The sequence below is a fragment of the Candidatus Poriferisocius sp. genome (assembly GCF_965219775.1).
Classification (GTDB): Bacteria; Actinomycetota; Acidimicrobiia; order Acidimicrobiales; family Bin134; genus Poriferisocius.
Genome location: NZ_OZ244793.1, coordinates 144,249 through 159,772 on the forward strand (window position 1 = coordinate 144,249; position 15,524 = coordinate 159,772).

Annotated in this window: 12 protein-coding genes; 11 read left to right on the forward strand and 1 reads right to left on the reverse strand. The window is 69.6% G+C overall.

Features of this window, described 5'->3' with window-relative positions:
- Nucleotides 1-32: 32 nt before the first annotated feature.
- The 11 genes from ACOQPQ_RS00695 to ACOQPQ_RS00745 all read left to right on the forward strand — a co-directional run bounded on the left by ACOQPQ_RS00695 (nt 33) and on the right by ACOQPQ_RS00745 (nt 11,782).
- On the forward strand, nt 33-1,049 hold the full coding sequence (locus tag ACOQPQ_RS00695; protein ID WP_420637524.1) for a 2-oxoacid:ferredoxin oxidoreductase subunit beta: 1,017 nt from the start codon (nt 33-35) through the stop codon (nt 1,047-1,049).
- Nucleotides 1,034-1,837: an HAD-IIA family hydrolase gene (locus ACOQPQ_RS00700; protein WP_420637525.1), complete on the forward strand. Its 804-nt coding sequence runs from the start codon at nt 1,034-1,036 to the stop codon at nt 1,835-1,837. Before ACOQPQ_RS00695 ends, ACOQPQ_RS00700 begins: the two co-directional genes overlap by 16 nt.
- Nucleotides 1,834-2,640 carry a TlyA family RNA methyltransferase gene (locus ACOQPQ_RS00705; protein ID WP_420637526.1) on the forward strand — a complete coding sequence of 269 codons (807 nt, stop codon included), beginning with the start codon at nt 1,834-1,836 and terminating at the stop codon, nt 2,638-2,640. Before ACOQPQ_RS00700 ends, ACOQPQ_RS00705 begins: the two co-directional genes overlap by 4 nt.
- 10 nt (nt 2,641-2,650) lie before the next feature.
- Nucleotides 2,651-3,493, forward strand: a complete 843-nt coding sequence (locus ACOQPQ_RS00710) for an NAD(+)/NADH kinase (RefSeq protein ID WP_420637527.1) — start codon at nt 2,651-2,653, stop codon at nt 3,491-3,493.
- Between the two features lie 42 nt (nt 3,494-3,535).
- Nucleotides 3,536-5,110, forward strand: coding sequence for a DNA repair protein RecN (gene recN, locus ACOQPQ_RS00715; RefSeq protein WP_420637528.1), 1,575 nt, complete (start codon nt 3,536-3,538; stop codon nt 5,108-5,110).
- Nucleotides 5,111-5,144: 34 nt separating this feature from the next.
- On the forward strand, nt 5,145-6,869 hold the full coding sequence (locus ACOQPQ_RS00720; RefSeq protein ID WP_420637529.1) for a CTP synthase: 1,725 nt from the start codon (nt 5,145-5,147) through the stop codon (nt 6,867-6,869).
- 14 nt (nt 6,870-6,883) lie between these two features.
- Nucleotides 6,884-7,429 carry an NUDIX hydrolase gene (locus tag ACOQPQ_RS00725; RefSeq protein ID WP_420637530.1) on the forward strand — a complete coding sequence of 182 codons (546 nt, stop codon included), beginning with the start codon at nt 6,884-6,886 and terminating at the stop codon, nt 7,427-7,429.
- Between the two features lie 8 nt (nt 7,430-7,437).
- Nucleotides 7,438-8,370, forward strand: coding sequence for a site-specific tyrosine recombinase (locus ACOQPQ_RS00730; RefSeq protein WP_420637531.1), 933 nt, complete (start codon nt 7,438-7,440; stop codon nt 8,368-8,370).
- A gap of 2 nt (nt 8,371-8,372) precedes the next feature.
- On the forward strand, nt 8,373-8,834 hold the full coding sequence (locus tag ACOQPQ_RS00735) for an HD domain-containing protein (protein WP_420637532.1): 462 nt from the start codon (nt 8,373-8,375) through the stop codon (nt 8,832-8,834).
- Between the two features lie 81 nt (nt 8,835-8,915).
- Complete coding sequence (locus ACOQPQ_RS00740; protein ID WP_420637533.1) at nt 8,916-10,118, forward strand: amidohydrolase family protein; 1,203 nt, start codon at nt 8,916-8,918, stop codon at nt 10,116-10,118.
- 20 nt (nt 10,119-10,138) lie between these two features.
- Nucleotides 10,139-11,782, forward strand: coding sequence for a SulP family inorganic anion transporter (locus ACOQPQ_RS00745; RefSeq protein ID WP_420637534.1), 1,644 nt, complete (start codon nt 10,139-10,141; stop codon nt 11,780-11,782).
- Between the two features lie 29 nt (nt 11,783-11,811).
- Here the strand turns inward: ACOQPQ_RS00745 and ACOQPQ_RS00750 are convergent, their stop codons facing one another.
- A complete protein-coding gene (locus tag ACOQPQ_RS00750; protein WP_420637535.1) occupies nt 11,812-15,507 on the reverse strand; it encodes a multifunctional oxoglutarate decarboxylase/oxoglutarate dehydrogenase thiamine pyrophosphate-binding subunit/dihydrolipoyllysine-residue succinyltransferase subunit in 3,696 nt (1,231 codons plus the stop codon).
- Nucleotides 15,508-15,524 lie beyond the last annotated feature (17 nt).

A 15,524-nucleotide genomic window follows, 5' to 3' on the forward strand; every position in this document is an offset into this window, starting at 1 on the left:
CGCTGTGGCCGACCACCCGATGGAGTCTTCGGATGACTGACGTTCCCACCACCACCAAAGCCGACTGGACCAGCGACCAAGAAGTCCGCTGGTGCCCCGGCTGCGGGGACTACTCGATTCTGACCGCGGTGCAGTTGCTCATGCCCGAGTTGGGGGTTCGTCGGGAGGAGACCGTGTTCGTCTCGGGTATCGGGTGCGCCGCCCGGTTCCCCTACTACATGAACACCTACGGGGTACACGGCATCCACGGTCGGGCGCCCGCGTTGGCCACCGGATTGGCCATGGCCCGCCCCGAGTTGCACGTGTGGGTGGTGGGCGGCGACGGCGACATGCTGTCCATCGGCGGCAACCACCTGCTGCACGCGCTGCGCCGCAACGTGAACCTCAACATCTTGTTGTTCAACAACCAGATCTACGGCCTGACCAAGGGCCAGTACTCGCCCACCAGCGAGATCGGCAAGGTCACCAAGTCCACGCCTGCGGGCAGCATCGACGAGCCGTTCAACCCGATCTCGGTGGCCCTGGGGGCCGAGGCCAGCTTCGTGGCCCGCACCCACGACATGGATCGCCAGCACATGATGGACATGTTCCGACGGGCCCACGACTTCCCCGGCGCCGCCTTCGTGGAGGTGTTCCAGAACTGCAACGTGTTCAACGACGGGGCGTTCGGGGCCATCACCAAGAAGGACAAGCGGTCGTCCATGCTCATCCACCTGGAGCACGGCCGGCCCATCCGCTTCGGCGACGACAACGAGAAGGGCGTGGTGATCAACGCCCAGGGCACCGCCGAGGTGGTGGACGTGGCCACCGTCGGCGAGTCGGCCCTGTTGGTCCACGACGAGACCCGCCAGGACCCGAGCCTGGCCTTCGCCCTGTCCCGGCTGTCGGCGGGCCCGTTCGAGCCCACCCCCATCGGCGTGTTCCGGGCGGTGGAGCGGTCGGAGTACGCCACCGAGGCCAGCAAGCAGCTCGCCTTGGCCCAGGAGCAATCCGGTCCCGGCGATCTGGAGGCCCTGTTGCACTCCCGGCCCACGTGGGAAGTCTCCTGAGCGAAACCGCCGGCCGGTTGGCGCCACCCCCCGGCGCCGGCTGGGTGCTGGATCTGGACGGGGTGATCTGGCTGGGAGGGACCGCCATTGCCGGGGCGGCCGAAGCGGTGGACGGGCTGCGCCGTGCCGGAGTCCCGGTGGTGTTCGTCACCAACCTGTCGGCTCTGACCACCGCCGAGCAGGAAGCCAAGTTGGCCGCCTGCGGCATCGACGCCGCCGGGGCGGTGGTCACCTCGGCCACCGCGGCGGGCCGCCTGATCCAGCCGGGGGAACGGGTGATGGTGGTGGGGGGTCCCGGCATTGTCGAAGCGGTGGAGACCGCAGGCGCCACGGTGTGTGCCGCCGGCCCCGCCGACGCGGTGATCGTGGGCCTCGATCCCGGATTCGACTACGACACCCTGGGCCGGGCCATGCGGGCGGTGCGGGGCGGGGCCCGCTTGATCGGCACCAATCACGATCCCAGCTACCCCACCGAGCGGGGGCTGGAACCCGGGGGCGGCTCCCTTCTGGCCGCGGTGGCGGCCGCCGCCGAGGCGGTGCCCACCATGGCCGGCAAGCCCAACCCACCCATCGTGGAGTGCGTGCGGGGCCGGATCGGCCCCACCGGGGTGGTGGTGGGGGACCGCCCCGACTCCGACGGACTGTTCGCCCGAGCGCTGGGGTACGAGTTCGCGCTGGTGCTGAGCGGGGTGACCGGGGCCGACGACCTGCCGGTGAGCCCGGAGCCCCGGTACTGCGCCCCGGACCTCGCCGCGCTGGTCGACGAGATGGGCTTCGACCCCGTGTGACCAACCGGGCGCGCCGCAGGCTGGACACGGAGCTGGTTCGGCGCGGCCTGGCTACCAGCCGGGAACGGGCCGCCGAGGCGGTGGCCGACGGCCGGGTGCGGGTGAACGGAGCGGTGGCGCAGAAGCCCGCCCACCTGGTGTTGCCCGGTGATGCCCTGGAGGTGGCCGGACCACCGGCCCGCTACGTGAGCCGGGGCGGCCAGAAGTTGGAGGGTGCCCTGGCGGCGTTCGACCTGGCGGTCACCGGCCGCCGGTGCTGCGACGTGGGATCGTCCACCGGTGGGTTCACCGACTGCCTCTTGCAGCAGGGCGCCGCCCAAGTGGTGGCCGTGGACGTGGGGCGAGACCAGATGCACGAACGCCTGGCGGCCGACGCCCGCGTCACCCTCTACGAGCGCGCTGACGTCCGCCACGTGGACCCCGAGGCCATCGGGGCGCCGTTCGACGTGGTGACCGCCGATGTGTCCTTCATTTCGCTGACGTCGGTCATGGCTGCTCTGGCCGGTCTGGCGGCACCGGGCGCGCCGGTGGTGGTGTTGGTCAAGCCCCAGTTCGAGGTGGGGCGCCGCCACGCCGCCAAGGGCCGGGGCGTCATTCGCGACCCCGAGCTGTGGGAGGCCGCCCTCCACCGGGTGCTGGACGCGGCGGTGGCCACCGACCTCGCCCCCCAGGCCGCCGTTGCCTCACCGCTGCAGGGTGCCCAGGGAAACGTGGAGTTCTTCTTGTGTCTGCGCAAGGGCGGGATCCCGTCGCCGGTGCGCGTTTCCCACCTGGTGGCCCAATGTGTCGCCGACGGCGAATAGCCTCTCCGCGGTGGCTGCCATTGCCCTGTTCGTCCACGTGGATCGGCCCGAAGCGCTCGAGCTGGCCCGTCGGCTCATCGACCGGTTGGACGCGGACGGTCATCGGATTCGCCTGCCGCCCGAGCCCGCGGCGGCGGTGGGGCGCACCGATTTGGCCTGCCCCGTCGACGGCATCGGCGAGAAGCTGGACGTGGCGGTGAGCCTGGGCGGGGACGGCTCCATGTTGCGGGCGGTCACCGCGGTGGCCGATGAGGGGGTGCCCGTGCTGGGCGTCAACTACGGCTCGTTGGGCTACCTGACCGGCACCGAGCCGGAGGACGCCCCCGCCGCCATCGAGCAGTTCCTGGCCGGCGACTACCACATCGAAGAACGCATCCGGCTGCGCTGCCGGCTGGGGAACGGCACCGAGGTGGGCGCCCTCAACGAGGCCATCGTGGAGAAGGTGCACAGCGGCCGCACCGTCCACCTGGCCGTCCACATCGACGGGGACTACTTCACCAGTTACGCCGCCGACGGGCTGATCGTGGCCACCCCCACCGGCTCCACAGCCTACTCGTTGTCGGCCGGCGGGCCGATCGTGGCCCCCACCATGGGGGCGTTGATCCTGACCCCGGTGGCGCCCCACACCCTGTTCGACCGGAGCCTGGTGCTGTTGCCGTCCAGCCAACTGGTGATCCACGTGCAGGGCGACCGACCGGCTGCGGTGGCGGTGGACGGCCGCTCCCTGGGGGAGCTGGGCGAGGGGGGCTCGCTGGCGGTGTCGGTGTCGGATCGACCGGCCCGGCTGGTCACGCTGGGGCGCCGGGGTTTCCACCAGGCCCTGAAGACCACCTTCGGACTGACCGACCGATGAGTGGACCGATGAGGATCCTCGTGCCGAAAGGAGGTGGCCGGCGTGCTGTGTGAGTTGGCCGTGGAGAACCTGGGCGTGATCGAACGGCTCAACCTGGTGTTGGGGCCGGGCATGACCGCGCTCACCGGGGAGACAGGCGCGGGCAAGACCCTGGTGGTCACCGCGGTGGATCTGCTGCTGGGCGGCCGGGCCGATCCGACCATGGTGCGGTTCGGCGCCGACGAGGCGGTGGTGGAGGGCCGCTTCGACCACCAGGGCGAAGAGACCATATTGCGGCGGGTGGTGCCCGCCGAGGGCCGGGCCCGGGCCTACGTGGACGGTCGCCTGGCCTCGGCGGCCACGCTGGCGGACCTGGGGCGCGAACTGGTCGATCTGCACGGCCAGCACGCCCACCAGTCGCTGGTGCGCCGGGTGCATCAGCGGGCGGCGTTGGATCGGTTCGGCGGGGTGGAATTGGTGCCGCTGGTGGAGGCCCGGGCGGCGTTGACCGACCTGGAGCGCCGCCGGTCCGAGCTGGGGGGTGACGAGCGGTCCCGGGCCCGGGAGATCGAGCTGGCCCGCTACCAGGTGACGGAGTTGGATGAGGCCGCCCTGGAGGATCCCGACGAGGAGGAATCGCTGAAGGCCGAAGAGGCACTGTTGACCCACGCCGCCGCCAGCCGGGAGGCGGCCAAACAGGCGGCGGTCATGTTGGGGGCCGACGGCCCGGTGGGCGCGGGCCTGGCCCAGATCACCGCCTCGTTGGAGGGTCGCCCTCCCTTGGCCGACCACCACGAGCGGCTCTACGGCCTGTCGGCCGAAGCCGCCGACTTGTCGGCGGAACTGCGCCGGGCGGCCGAGATGATCGACGAGGATCCGGTCCGTTTGGCCGAGGTCCGGCGGCGCCGGGAACTCTTGGCCGACCTGCGTCGAAAGTACGGGGAGACGGTGGCCGAGGTGATGGCCTTCCACCGTGACCTGTGCGCCCGCCTGGTGGAGCTGGAGGACTTCGACCGCTTGGCCCAGGAGTTGGACGCCGAGCACCACCGCCTACTGGCCGCGGTGACCGAAGCCGGCGCCAAGGTGGGCCAGGCCCGCCGGGGAGCGGCCCGTTCGCTCGGCCGAGAGGTGACCGCCCACCTCCGGGAGCTGGCCATGGCCCACGCCGAGGTGCAGGTGACGGTGGGCGACGATCCCGGCGACGAGGTGGACATCCTGTTGGCCGCCAACCGCGACGCCCCCCACCTTCCCCTGTCGTCGGCGGCCTCCGGGGGCGAGCTGGCCCGGGTCATGCTGGCCCTGCGCCTGGTGATCAGCGCCGGACCTCCGGTGCTGGTGTTCGACGAGGTGGATGCCGGCATCGGCGGCGCCGTGGCCCAGACCGTGGGCCGGGCGTTGGCTCGCCTGTCGGCCCACCACCAGGTGTTGGTGGTGACCCACCTGCCCCAGGTGGCGGCCTGCGCCGATCACCAGGTGAGCATCGTCAAGCACGACGACGGCGCCTCGGTCTCGGTGGCCGCGGTGCCACTGGAGGACGAGGACCGCGTCGTGGAACTCTCCCGCATGCTCTCGGGGTCGCCCGACAGCCAAAGCGCCCGTCACCACGCCTCCGAATTGCTCGAAGCGTCCCGGCGGTGACCGGTCCACCAGTTGTGGCCGCACCCCGCTAAGCTTGGCGGGCGTGACCAAGCACATCTTTGTCACTGGTGGGGTGGCGAGTTCGCTGGGCAAGGGGCTCTCGGCCGCTTCCCTGGGCCGCCTGCTCAAGCAGCGGGGCCTGCGGGTGACCATGCAAAAGCTGGACCCGTACATCAATGTGGACCCCGGCACCATGAACCCCTTCGAGCACGGCGAGGTGTTCGTCACCGATGACGGCGGTGAGACCGATCTGGATCTCGGACACTACGAGCGCTTCATCGACGAGAGCCTGACCAAGCTCTCCAACGCCACCACCGGATCCATCTATTCCTCGGTCATCGCCGCCGAACGCCAGGGGGAGTACCTGGGCAAGACCGTACAGGTGATCCCCCATGTCACCAACGAGATCAAGAGCCGCATCTCCAGCCTGGTGTCCGACGACGTGGACGTGGTCATCACCGAGATCGGCGGCACGGTGGGCGACATCGAGATCCTCCCCTTCCTGGAGGCCATCCGCCAGGTGCGCCTGGACGTGGGACGCGAGAACGTCTGCTACGTCCACGTCACCCTGGTGCCGTTCATCGGACCGACCGGCGAGCAGAAGACCAAGCCCACCCAGCACTCGGTGACCGAGTTGCGCAGCCGGGGCGTGCAACCCGACGCCATCGTGTGCCGGAGCGAATCGCCCATTTCCGACGAGCTGAAGCGCAAGATCTCCAGCCTGTGCGACGTGGACGTGATGGCGGTGGCCAATGCGGCCGACGCCGACAGCATCTACGAGATCCCCCTGGTGCTCCACGAGGAGGGGCTGGACCGGGTGGTGTGCGACATCTTGCGCCTCGACGCACCCGAGCCCGACCTGGCCGACTGGCGGCTGCTGAACCAGCGCATCGAAACGGCCCAGCGCACGGTGCGCATCGGCCTCATCGGCAAGTACGTGACCCTGCCCGACGCCTACCTGTCGGTGGTGGAGGCGTTGAACCACGCCGCCATCCATCACGGGGCGTCGGTGGCCATCGAGTGGATTCAGGCCGAGAGCGTGGAGGGGCTGATGGTGGACAGCCTCCTGTCGGGCCTCGACGGCATCGTGATCCCCGGCGGATTCGGCGAGCGGGGGATCGAGGGCAAGATCAACGCGGCCTCCTTCGCCCGGGAGAACGGCGTCCCCTGTCTGGGGCTGTGCCTGGGTCTGCAGGTGATGACCATCGACTACGCCCGCAACGTGTTGGGCCTGGCCAACGCCCATTCCAGCGAATTCGATCCCCGCACCCCCTGGCCGGTCATCGACCTGATGGAATCGCAGCGCAGCATCACCGACAAGGGGGGCACCATGCGCCTGGGGGCCTGCCTGGCCAAGCTTCGGGCGGGTACCAAGGTGGCCGAGGTGTACGGCAACGAGGTGGTGTCGGAGCGACACCGGCACCGCTACGAGTTCAATCCCAAACTCCGCAGCCGCTTCGAGGGCACCGATTTCGTGATCGCCGGTGAGTCGCCCGACGGGTTGTTGGTGGAGTTCATCGAGCTGGCCGACCACCCCTGGTGGGTGGGCACCCAGGCCCACCCCGAGTTCAAAAGCCGTCCCGATCGGCCCGCCCCCCTGTTCTGCGGCCTGGTGAAGGCGGCGTTGGATCGTCGGCCCCCTGACGGGGCCCCGGATCAGGCCAACGGATCGGGGCCCGAGCAGGCCGGTGAGAGAGGCGAGCAGGTCGGCGAACCGGCCCCGGCGGTGGCCGAGGAATCGGCCGCCGCCCGTCGTTGAGTGACGGCCCGCCGGTGAACCAGCCAGGGGGTTTCACCCCGCTGGGCGAGCGCGAGCAGTGGCAGGGCCAAGTGGTGTCGTTGTCGGTGGCCGACATCCGAGCGCCCGACGGCACCACCTACCAACGGGAGATCATCCGCCACCCCGGAGCGGCGGTGATCGTTCCCCTCGAGGGCCGCGAAGCCATCATGGTGCGGCAGTATCGCCCGGCGGTCAACCGGCACCTGCTGGAAATCCCCGCGGGCAAGTTGGACAGCCCCGATGAACCCCCCGAGCGGACCGCCCGACGGGAGCTGGAGGAGGAAATCGGCAAGCAAGCGGGGCACCTGGAATTGTTGGCCGTGTTCCACAACTCCCCGGGGTTTTGCGACGAGATCACCCACTGCTACCTGGCCACCGACTTGACCGACACCGACCGCCAACCCCACAGCATCGAGGAACGGCACATGGCCATCGAGCGGGTCAGGCTGGACGATGTCGGTGCCCTGGTGGCCTCCGGCGAGCTGGCCGACGCCAAGTCCATCGTCGGACTCCTGTTGGCCCGCGAGCGTCTGGGGTAGGTCGACCGGTGCCGCCGACGACGGACGGGGCCGACGGGGTGGAGGAGTTCTTGGATTGGCTGGTGCTGGAACGGGGCCGGGCCCGGCGCACCAGGGAGGCCTACCAGCGGGACCTCACCGACTATTGCGAGGTGCTGGCCGACCGGGGGCGCAGTCCGGAGACTGCCGAGGAGGACGACCTGGTGGCCTTCCTGCGCCGACGCCAACAGCGGGGGATGGCCCCGGCGTCGGTGCGGCGGGCCATGACCGCGGTGCGGACCTTCCACCAGTACCTGGTGATGGAGGGGTGGCGGCCCGATGACCCCAGTGCTGCCGTGGAGCTGCCTCGGGTGCCCGTGGGCGTACCCAAGGCCCTGAGCGAAGCCGAGATGGACGCCGTGATCGGGGCGGTGGAGGGCACCGACCGGGTGGCCCGCCGGGATCGGGCCATGTTGGAGGTGCTCTACGGCACCGGGATGCGCATCAGCGAGCTGATCGGGATGTCGCTGTCGGACCTGGACATGGGCGGACGCACCGTGCGGGTGGTGGGAAAGGGCCAAAAGGAGCGGGTTCTGCCGGTGGGCCGCTGCGCCCACGAGGCATTGGCGGCCTGGCTGGCCCCCGCCGGTCGGGGCGAGATGGAGCCCGACCGCTGGGCATCCCAGCACGATCAAGAGGCCGTGTGGCTGAGCCAGCGGGGACGCCGCTTGTCGCGTCCGGGGGCCTGGGGGGTGGTGAAGAAGCGGGCCCGGCAGGTGGGCCTCGGGGCCAAGGTGACCCCCCACTCGTTCCGCCATTCCTGCGCCACCCACATGCTGGACCACGGCGCCGACATCCGAGCGGTGCAGGAGCTGTTGGGCCACGCCTCCATCAGCACCACCCAGATCTACACCATGGTGTCCAAAGAGGTGCTCTGGGAGGTCTACCGGGCCGCCCACCCCCGAGCGGTGCGCAGCCGATGAGGATGGGCGCCCACCTGGTGCGGCGATTCTTCCAATCGGTGGCGGCCCGCCCGCCCGATCCCGCCGAGGAGGCGTGGCTGATGGGTCTGCTGAACGAGGCCGAGCAGCGCCACTACCGGCAGATGAGTCGGGCTGACCGCAGCCACGCCGTTCGGTCGGCACGCTGCCCGGCGCTGGCCGATGACGCCCAGCGGGTGGCCGCCGCCCTCCACGACGTGGGCAAGAACCGGGCCGGGCTGGGAACGATGGCCCGGGTGGGGGCCACCGTGGCGGGCGCCCTCGCCCCCCGGTGGGTTCGGGGCCGATGGGCGCAGTATCGGGATCACCCCCGACTGGGTGCGGCCATGCTGGCGGAGGCGGGCAGCGCCGAACTCACCGTTCTGTGGGCGGCCGAACACCATCTTCCCCCCGAGCGATCCACGTTGCCCGCCGCGCTGGTGGCTGCGCTGGCCGCCTCCGACTGACCTCCCGTCCCGCGGGGCCCGCGCCGTCGGCGGCCGATGCCGGCTGCGGTGACCCGCGCACCGGCCCGGTAGGCTCAGATTGTGCGCACAGAGATTCCCAAGATCATCAGCGTGGACGACCATTTGGTGGAGCCGGCCCACCTGTGGCAGAGCTGGCTGCCCGAGCGGTTCAAGGAGCGGGGACCGCGGGTGGAACGCCGCCGGGTGGGCCCGATCACGTACGTGGGCGGGTCCAAGATGTACACCTACGAGTTGGACGTGGAGGGCGCACCGTGGGGCGACGTCTGGTTCTACGAGGACTTGGTGTACCCCAACAAGCGCCACGTAGCCGCGGTGGGTTTCGACCGCGACGACATGGAAGCGGTGCCCATCACCTTCGACGAGATGCGCCCCGGGTGCTACGACCCCAAGGCCCGGATCCAGGACATGGAGATGAACCACGTGGAGGCCTCCTTGTCGTTTCCCACGTTTCCCCGGTTCTGCGGCCAGACCTTCCTCGAAGCCGAGGACAAGGAGCTGGCCTTGGCCTGTGTGCAGGCTTACAACGACTTCATGATCGAGGAGTGGTGCGGTGATTCCGACGGGGCGTTGATCCCGTTGGCCATCATTCCGCTGTGGGACGCGGCCTTGGCCGCCGCCGAGGTGGAGCGCAACGCCGCCCGGGGCTGTCATGCGGTGTGCTTCAGCGAGATCGCCCCCAACCTCGGCCTGCCCAGCATCCACACCGACTACTGGGATCCGTTCTTCGACGCCTGCGAGGACACCGACACCGCGGTGTGCATGCACATCGGATCCTCCTCGGTGATGCCCGCGGCGTCCCCCGATGCCCCCCCGGCGGTGTCGGCCTCGCTGAGCTTCAACAACGCCATCGCGTCCATGAGCGATTTCCTGTTCTCCGGGGTGCTGGTGCGATTTCCCCAGCTCAAGCTGGCCTACTCCGAGGGCCAGATCGGGTGGATTCCCTACATCCTGGAGCGCTGCGACGACGTCTGGTCGGAGCACCGGGCCTGGGGCGGGGTGAAGGACATCGTGCCCGAACCCCCGTCCACCTACTACTACCGGCAGATCTTCGGGTGCTTCTTCCGTGACAAGCACGGCTTGAAGTCGCTCGACGAGGTGGGCGTGGACAACGTGACCTTCGAGACCGACTACCCCCACACCGACTCCACCTGGCCCCACTCCAAGCAGGCGGCCGAGGACATGATGGGCCACCTCCCCCCGGACGTGGTCCACAAGCTGGTGCGGGGCAACGCCGCCCGTCTCCTCAACCTCGACATCGACTGAGGCACCACTAAGCTCGGGGCATGCCCGACGGCCGCCTCGCTCTGAACTACAACCAGCAGAGCTTCCGCGCCGACGCGTTCGGGGGCGTCACCGCCGCGGTGGTGGTGCTTCCCACCGCGCTGGCCTTCGGCGAGGCCTCGGGACTGGGCGCGGTGGCCGGCATGTACGGGGCGATCGCCCTGGGAATGCTCTCGTCGATCTTCGGGGGAACGCCGGCCCGGATCTCCGGTCCCACCGGCCCGATGGCGCTGGCCATGGCGGTGGTGGTGACCAGCCATGCCGACACCCTGGAAGAGGCCTTCACCATCGTGGTCATGGCGGGTCTGTTGCAGATCTGCCTGGGGATGCTGCGCATCGGCCGTTTCGTGGTGTACACGCCGTACTCGGTGGTGTCGGGCTTCATGTCCGGCATCGGGGTCATCATCATCTTGGTGCAGACCCTGCCGTTCCTGGGGGCCGCGACGGAGCGCGGCGGGCCCATCGACGCGGTCCGTGCCTGGCCCGACGCCTTGGGCGACGTCAACTACCACTCGCTGACCGTCGCCGCGGTGTCGCTGGGCGTCTGCATCTTCTGGCCGGTCCGCCTCCGGTCCTACGTGCCGTCGATCCTGATGGCGCTGATCGCCGGGACTCTGCTGAGCGTGCTGTGGCTCAGCGACACCCCGGTCATCGGCGACGTGCCCACCGGCCTGCCCGGCTTCGAACTGCCCGAACTCTCCGGTGACGTGCTGGCCCGGGCCGTGACCCCGGCGCTGACCATCGCCCTGTTGGGCTCCATCGACAGCCTGTTGACCTCGCTGGTGGCCGACTCGATGACCCGGACCAGCCACAAGCCCAACCGGGAGCTGATCGGCCAGGGAATCGGCAACATGATGGCCGGGTTCTTCGGCGGGGTTCCCGGCGCAGGCGCCACCATGAACACGGTGGTCAACATCCGCGCCGGCGGCCACAGCCCGGTCTCCGGTGTGCTGGGGGCCCTGATCCTTCTGGCCCTGCTTTTGGGCCTGGGGCAGTACGTGGAGGAGATTCCCCACGCCGCCCTGGCCGGCATCTTGATGAAGGTGGGCTGGGACATCATGGACTGGCGGTTCCTGACCAGGATCACCCGCCTGGACCGAGAGCAGTTGTTCATCATGTTCGCCACCTTCGGTCTGACCGTGTTCGTGGACTTGATCACCGCGGTGGCCATCGGACTGATCATCGCGGGCATGACCCGCTCCCGGCAGTTCGAGCGCCTGGAGATCGACAACGTGGTCTCGGTGCCGATTCTGGACCAGAAGTTCTTCCAGGGGGAGGTCACGACCGACGAGGGCGGGGCCGATCCCCATGCCGCCCGGGTGGGCATGGTGGCCTTGCGGGGGAGTTTCTCGGTGGCGTCGTCCAACAAGATCATCAACACCGTGAGCGTGGACATCCGGGACCACGAGGTGGTGATCTTCGACTTCTCCGAGACCATCTACCTCGACGAGAGCGCGGCCCTGGTGCTCGAGCAGCTCATCGACGCGGGCATCGACCAGGACACCGAGTGCATCGTGATGGGTCTGTCCGGGTTGCCCGAGAGCACCCTGCGCTCCCTGGACGCGCTGCAGCGGGTTCCCGATGATCGCATCGTGTCCACCCTCGACGAGGCCCGAGAGGTGGCCCGGGGCCTCCTGGAGACGTAGACCCCCAGCAGGCGGCCCCGAGCAGGTCCTCAGGACTTCAGCGACGAGAAGGTTCGGGCCACGAGTTCGGCCTGCTCTTGGGCGTGGACGGCGGCGCTGCCGGTGGCCGGGCTGGACGACTCCAAGCGACTGGCCCCGACGATGGCGCACCGGTCGCCGTAGCCGTCGTGGAGGTGCCCCTTCACGTAGTTCCACGGCCCCATGTTCTGGGGTTCCTCCTGGAGCCAGACGACCTTGTCGATGCGGGGGTAGCGGTCCAGGGCCTCGGCCAAAGCGACGGCTGGCCACGGGTAGAGCTGCTCCACCCGCACCACCGCCGTCGGGGCCCCGCAGCGATCCCGTTCGGCAAGGGCCTCGTGGCTGATCTTTCCCGAGGCCAGCACCGCGCTGGTCACCTCGCCGGGATCGGGCCCACCGGGGTCGGCCAGTACCGGTGAGAACGAGCCGCCGATCAGCTCGCTCACCGGCGACCGGGCGTCGCGATGGCGCAGCAGCGACTTGGGGGTGAACAACACCAGAGGCCGGCGGGGGGTCCGCTGGGCCTGGTCCCGGAGCAGGTGGAAGTACTGGGCCGCGGTCGACAGGTTGGCCACCCGGATGTTGTTCTCGGCGGCCGACTGCAAGAACCGCTCGATCCGACCCGAGGAGTGCTCCGGACCCTGGCCCTCGAAGCCGTGGGGCAACAACATGACCAACCCGGAGTGCTGGTTCCATTTGTCCTCGGCCGACATGACGAACTGGTCGATGATGATCTGGGCGCCGTTGACGAAGTCGCCGAACTGGGCCTCCCACAGCACCAGGGCGTCGGGGCTGCCCACCGAGTAGCCGTACTCGAACCCCAGGGCCGCGTACTCCGACAACAAAGAGTCGTAGACCCAGAACGTGGCCCCGCCCCGGGCCAGCCCGGCCAGGGGGCAATGCTCCCGGGCGGTGAGGTGGCACACCAGGGTGCTGTGGCGGTGGGAGAACGTGCCCCGCCGCGAGTCCTGGCCGGCCAGGCGAATGGACGTCCCCTCGTCCAGCAGGGTGCCGAAGGCCAGGGCCTCGGCCAGGCCCCAGTCCACCGTGCCCTCCTCCATCATGGCGTTGCGGGCCTCGAACTGCCGGGCCAACTTGGGGTGCAGGACGAAACCCTCGGGCACCGCCGCGACGGCCTCGAACACCCGGTCGACCTGCTCGTCGTCGACCCCGGTGGCCACCGGCGGGTCCGGTGGGGGTGGCGGGGCGGCCAACGCCGCCGACAGGGACAGCTCGAGCGGCGGGCGCCCCGCCTCCGGGGCGCGTTCGGGGGTGCTCGCCGGGGGGTCCGCGGTGCGGCTCCGGGTGTCCTCCAAGGCGTGTTGGAGCTTGGATCGGAACTCGTCCATGGCCTGCTCGGCCTCTTCCAGGGTGATGTCGCCCCGCTTCACCAGCGACTCCACGTACCGCTTGCGCACCGAACGGTGGTGCTCGATCCTCCGGTACATCTCGGGCTGGGTGAAGCTGGGATCGTCGGCCTCGTTGTGACCCTGGCGCCGGTAGCACCACATGTCGATCACCACGTCCTTGTGGAAGGTGTTGCGGTAGTCCAAGGCCAGGCGGGCCACCCGGGCACAGGCCTCGGGGTCGTCGCCGTTGACGTGGAAGATGGGGGCCTGGATCATCTTGGCCACGTCGGTGCAGTAGTAGCTGGAGCGGGCCGACTCGGCAGTGGTGGTGAAGCCCACCTGGTTGTTGATCACCAGGTGCACGGTGCCGCCGGTGCGATAGCCCTGGATCAGCGACAGGTTCAGGGTTTCGCTCACCACCCCTTGACCGGCGAAGGCGGCGTCACCGTGGACCAAGAGGGGCAGCACCCCGTAGGGGCTCGACTCGGCGGCGGGGCCGCCGCGGACCAGGCCGCGCACCGGGCTGTGCTCGCGGGGTTCGTGGCCGATGCGGTCGAGTCGGGCCCGGACCATGCCCTCGACCACCGGGTTCACCGCCTCCAGGTGCGAGGGGTTGGCGGCCAGCTCCACCGGGATGCGGTTCCCGGCCGAACTCTCGAACTCCGAGGTCATCCCCAGGTGGTACTTCACGTCGCCCGACCCCTGGATGGTCGACTCGTCCAGGTTCCCCTCGAACTCGCCGAAGAGCTGCTCGTAGTCCTTGCCCACGATGTTGACCAGCACGTTGAGCCGGCCCCGGTGGGCCATGCCCATGATCACCGAGTCCATCCCCGCATCGGCGGCGGCGGCCAGTGTGGTGTCCAGCACCACGATGGCGCTCTCGGCCCCCTCGATCCCGAACCGCTTCTGGCCCACGTACTTGGTGTCCAAGAAGCGCTCCAGGGCCTCGGCCGCGTTCAGCCGATCCAGGATGTGCAGCTTGGCCTCCAGCCCCACCGGGAGGTCCACGGCCTCCACCTGCTGTTGGATCCACTGCTTCTCGTCGGGTTCCTGAATGTGCATGTACTCCACCCCGACCGTGCGGCAGTAGGCGTTGCGCAGCACGTGGAGGATGTCCCCCAGCGGCATCTTGCCGTCGGGCTGGCCCAATTCGAGGCCCCCCTGCCCGGTGGTGAGGAACTCCCGGTCGAGATCCCAGATGGTCAGGCCGTAGGTGGCCGGGTCGAGTTCGGCGTGCATCTCGGGCTCGTTGGCCGACAGCGGATCCAGGTCGGCGATGAGATGCCCCCGCACCCGGTGCATGTTGATCAGGGCGTTGACCTGCACCTGCTTGGTGATCCCGGCCTGCTCCCGGTCGAGGGGCAAGATGTCGGGCCGCCAGCGCACTGCCTCGTAGGGCACCCCCACCGCCCGGAAGATGTGGTCGTAGAAGTCGTGCTTGCCCAACAGCAACTCGTGTACCGCGCCCAGGAACATGCCCGATTCCGCACCCTGGATGATGCGGTGGTCGTAGGTGGAGGAGAGGGTGATCACCTTGGACACCCCCAGGTCGGCCAGCGTGCGGGAATCGGCGGCCTGGTAGGCGGTGGGGTAGTCGATGGTGCCCACCCCGACGATGACCCCTTGGCCGGGCATGAGGCGGGGCACCGACTGCACCGTGCCGAGGGTGCCGGGGTTGGTGATGCTGACGGTGACCCCGACGAAGTCGTCGGGGCTCAGATCGTTGCTGCGGACCTTGCGGACCATGGTGTCGTAGAGCTCCACGAAGTGGGGGAAGTCCAAGGTGTCGGCCTCGGGGATGCACGGCACCAGCAGGGTCCGAGAGCCGTCGGCCTTTTCCACGTCGACCGCGATGCCCAGCCCGATGTGGGGGTGGCGCACCACGCGGGGGCCCTGGTCGGTGTCCACGAACGTGGAGTTCATCACCGGCTGGTGGTGGGCGATGGCCTGCACCACGGCGAAGGCGATCAGGTGGGTGTACGACACCTTGCGCCCGTCGGTGCGCCCCAGGTAGCCGTTGACGATGCGGCGGTTGACGTCGAGCAGCTTGGCCGGCACCTCCCGGAAGCTGGTGGCGGTGGGGACGGCCAGGCTGGCCTCCATGTTGCGGGCGATGCGGGCGGCGGCCCCCCGCAGCGGGTCTCCGGGAGCGGGTTCGGGGGTCGGGGTCGCCCCCGGCGGGGGTGCGGGCGCAGGGGCCGGGCCGTCGCCATCGGGAAGCACCCGGTCGGGGCGATAGTCGGAGAAGAAGTCCTGCCAGCTCTCGCTGACCGATGTTGGGTCGGCCAGATACTGGCGGTGCATCTCGTCCACCAGCCAGGCGTTCTGGCCGACAACCGCCTCAGCCTCTGGACTCATACCCCGAGTCTAGGAAC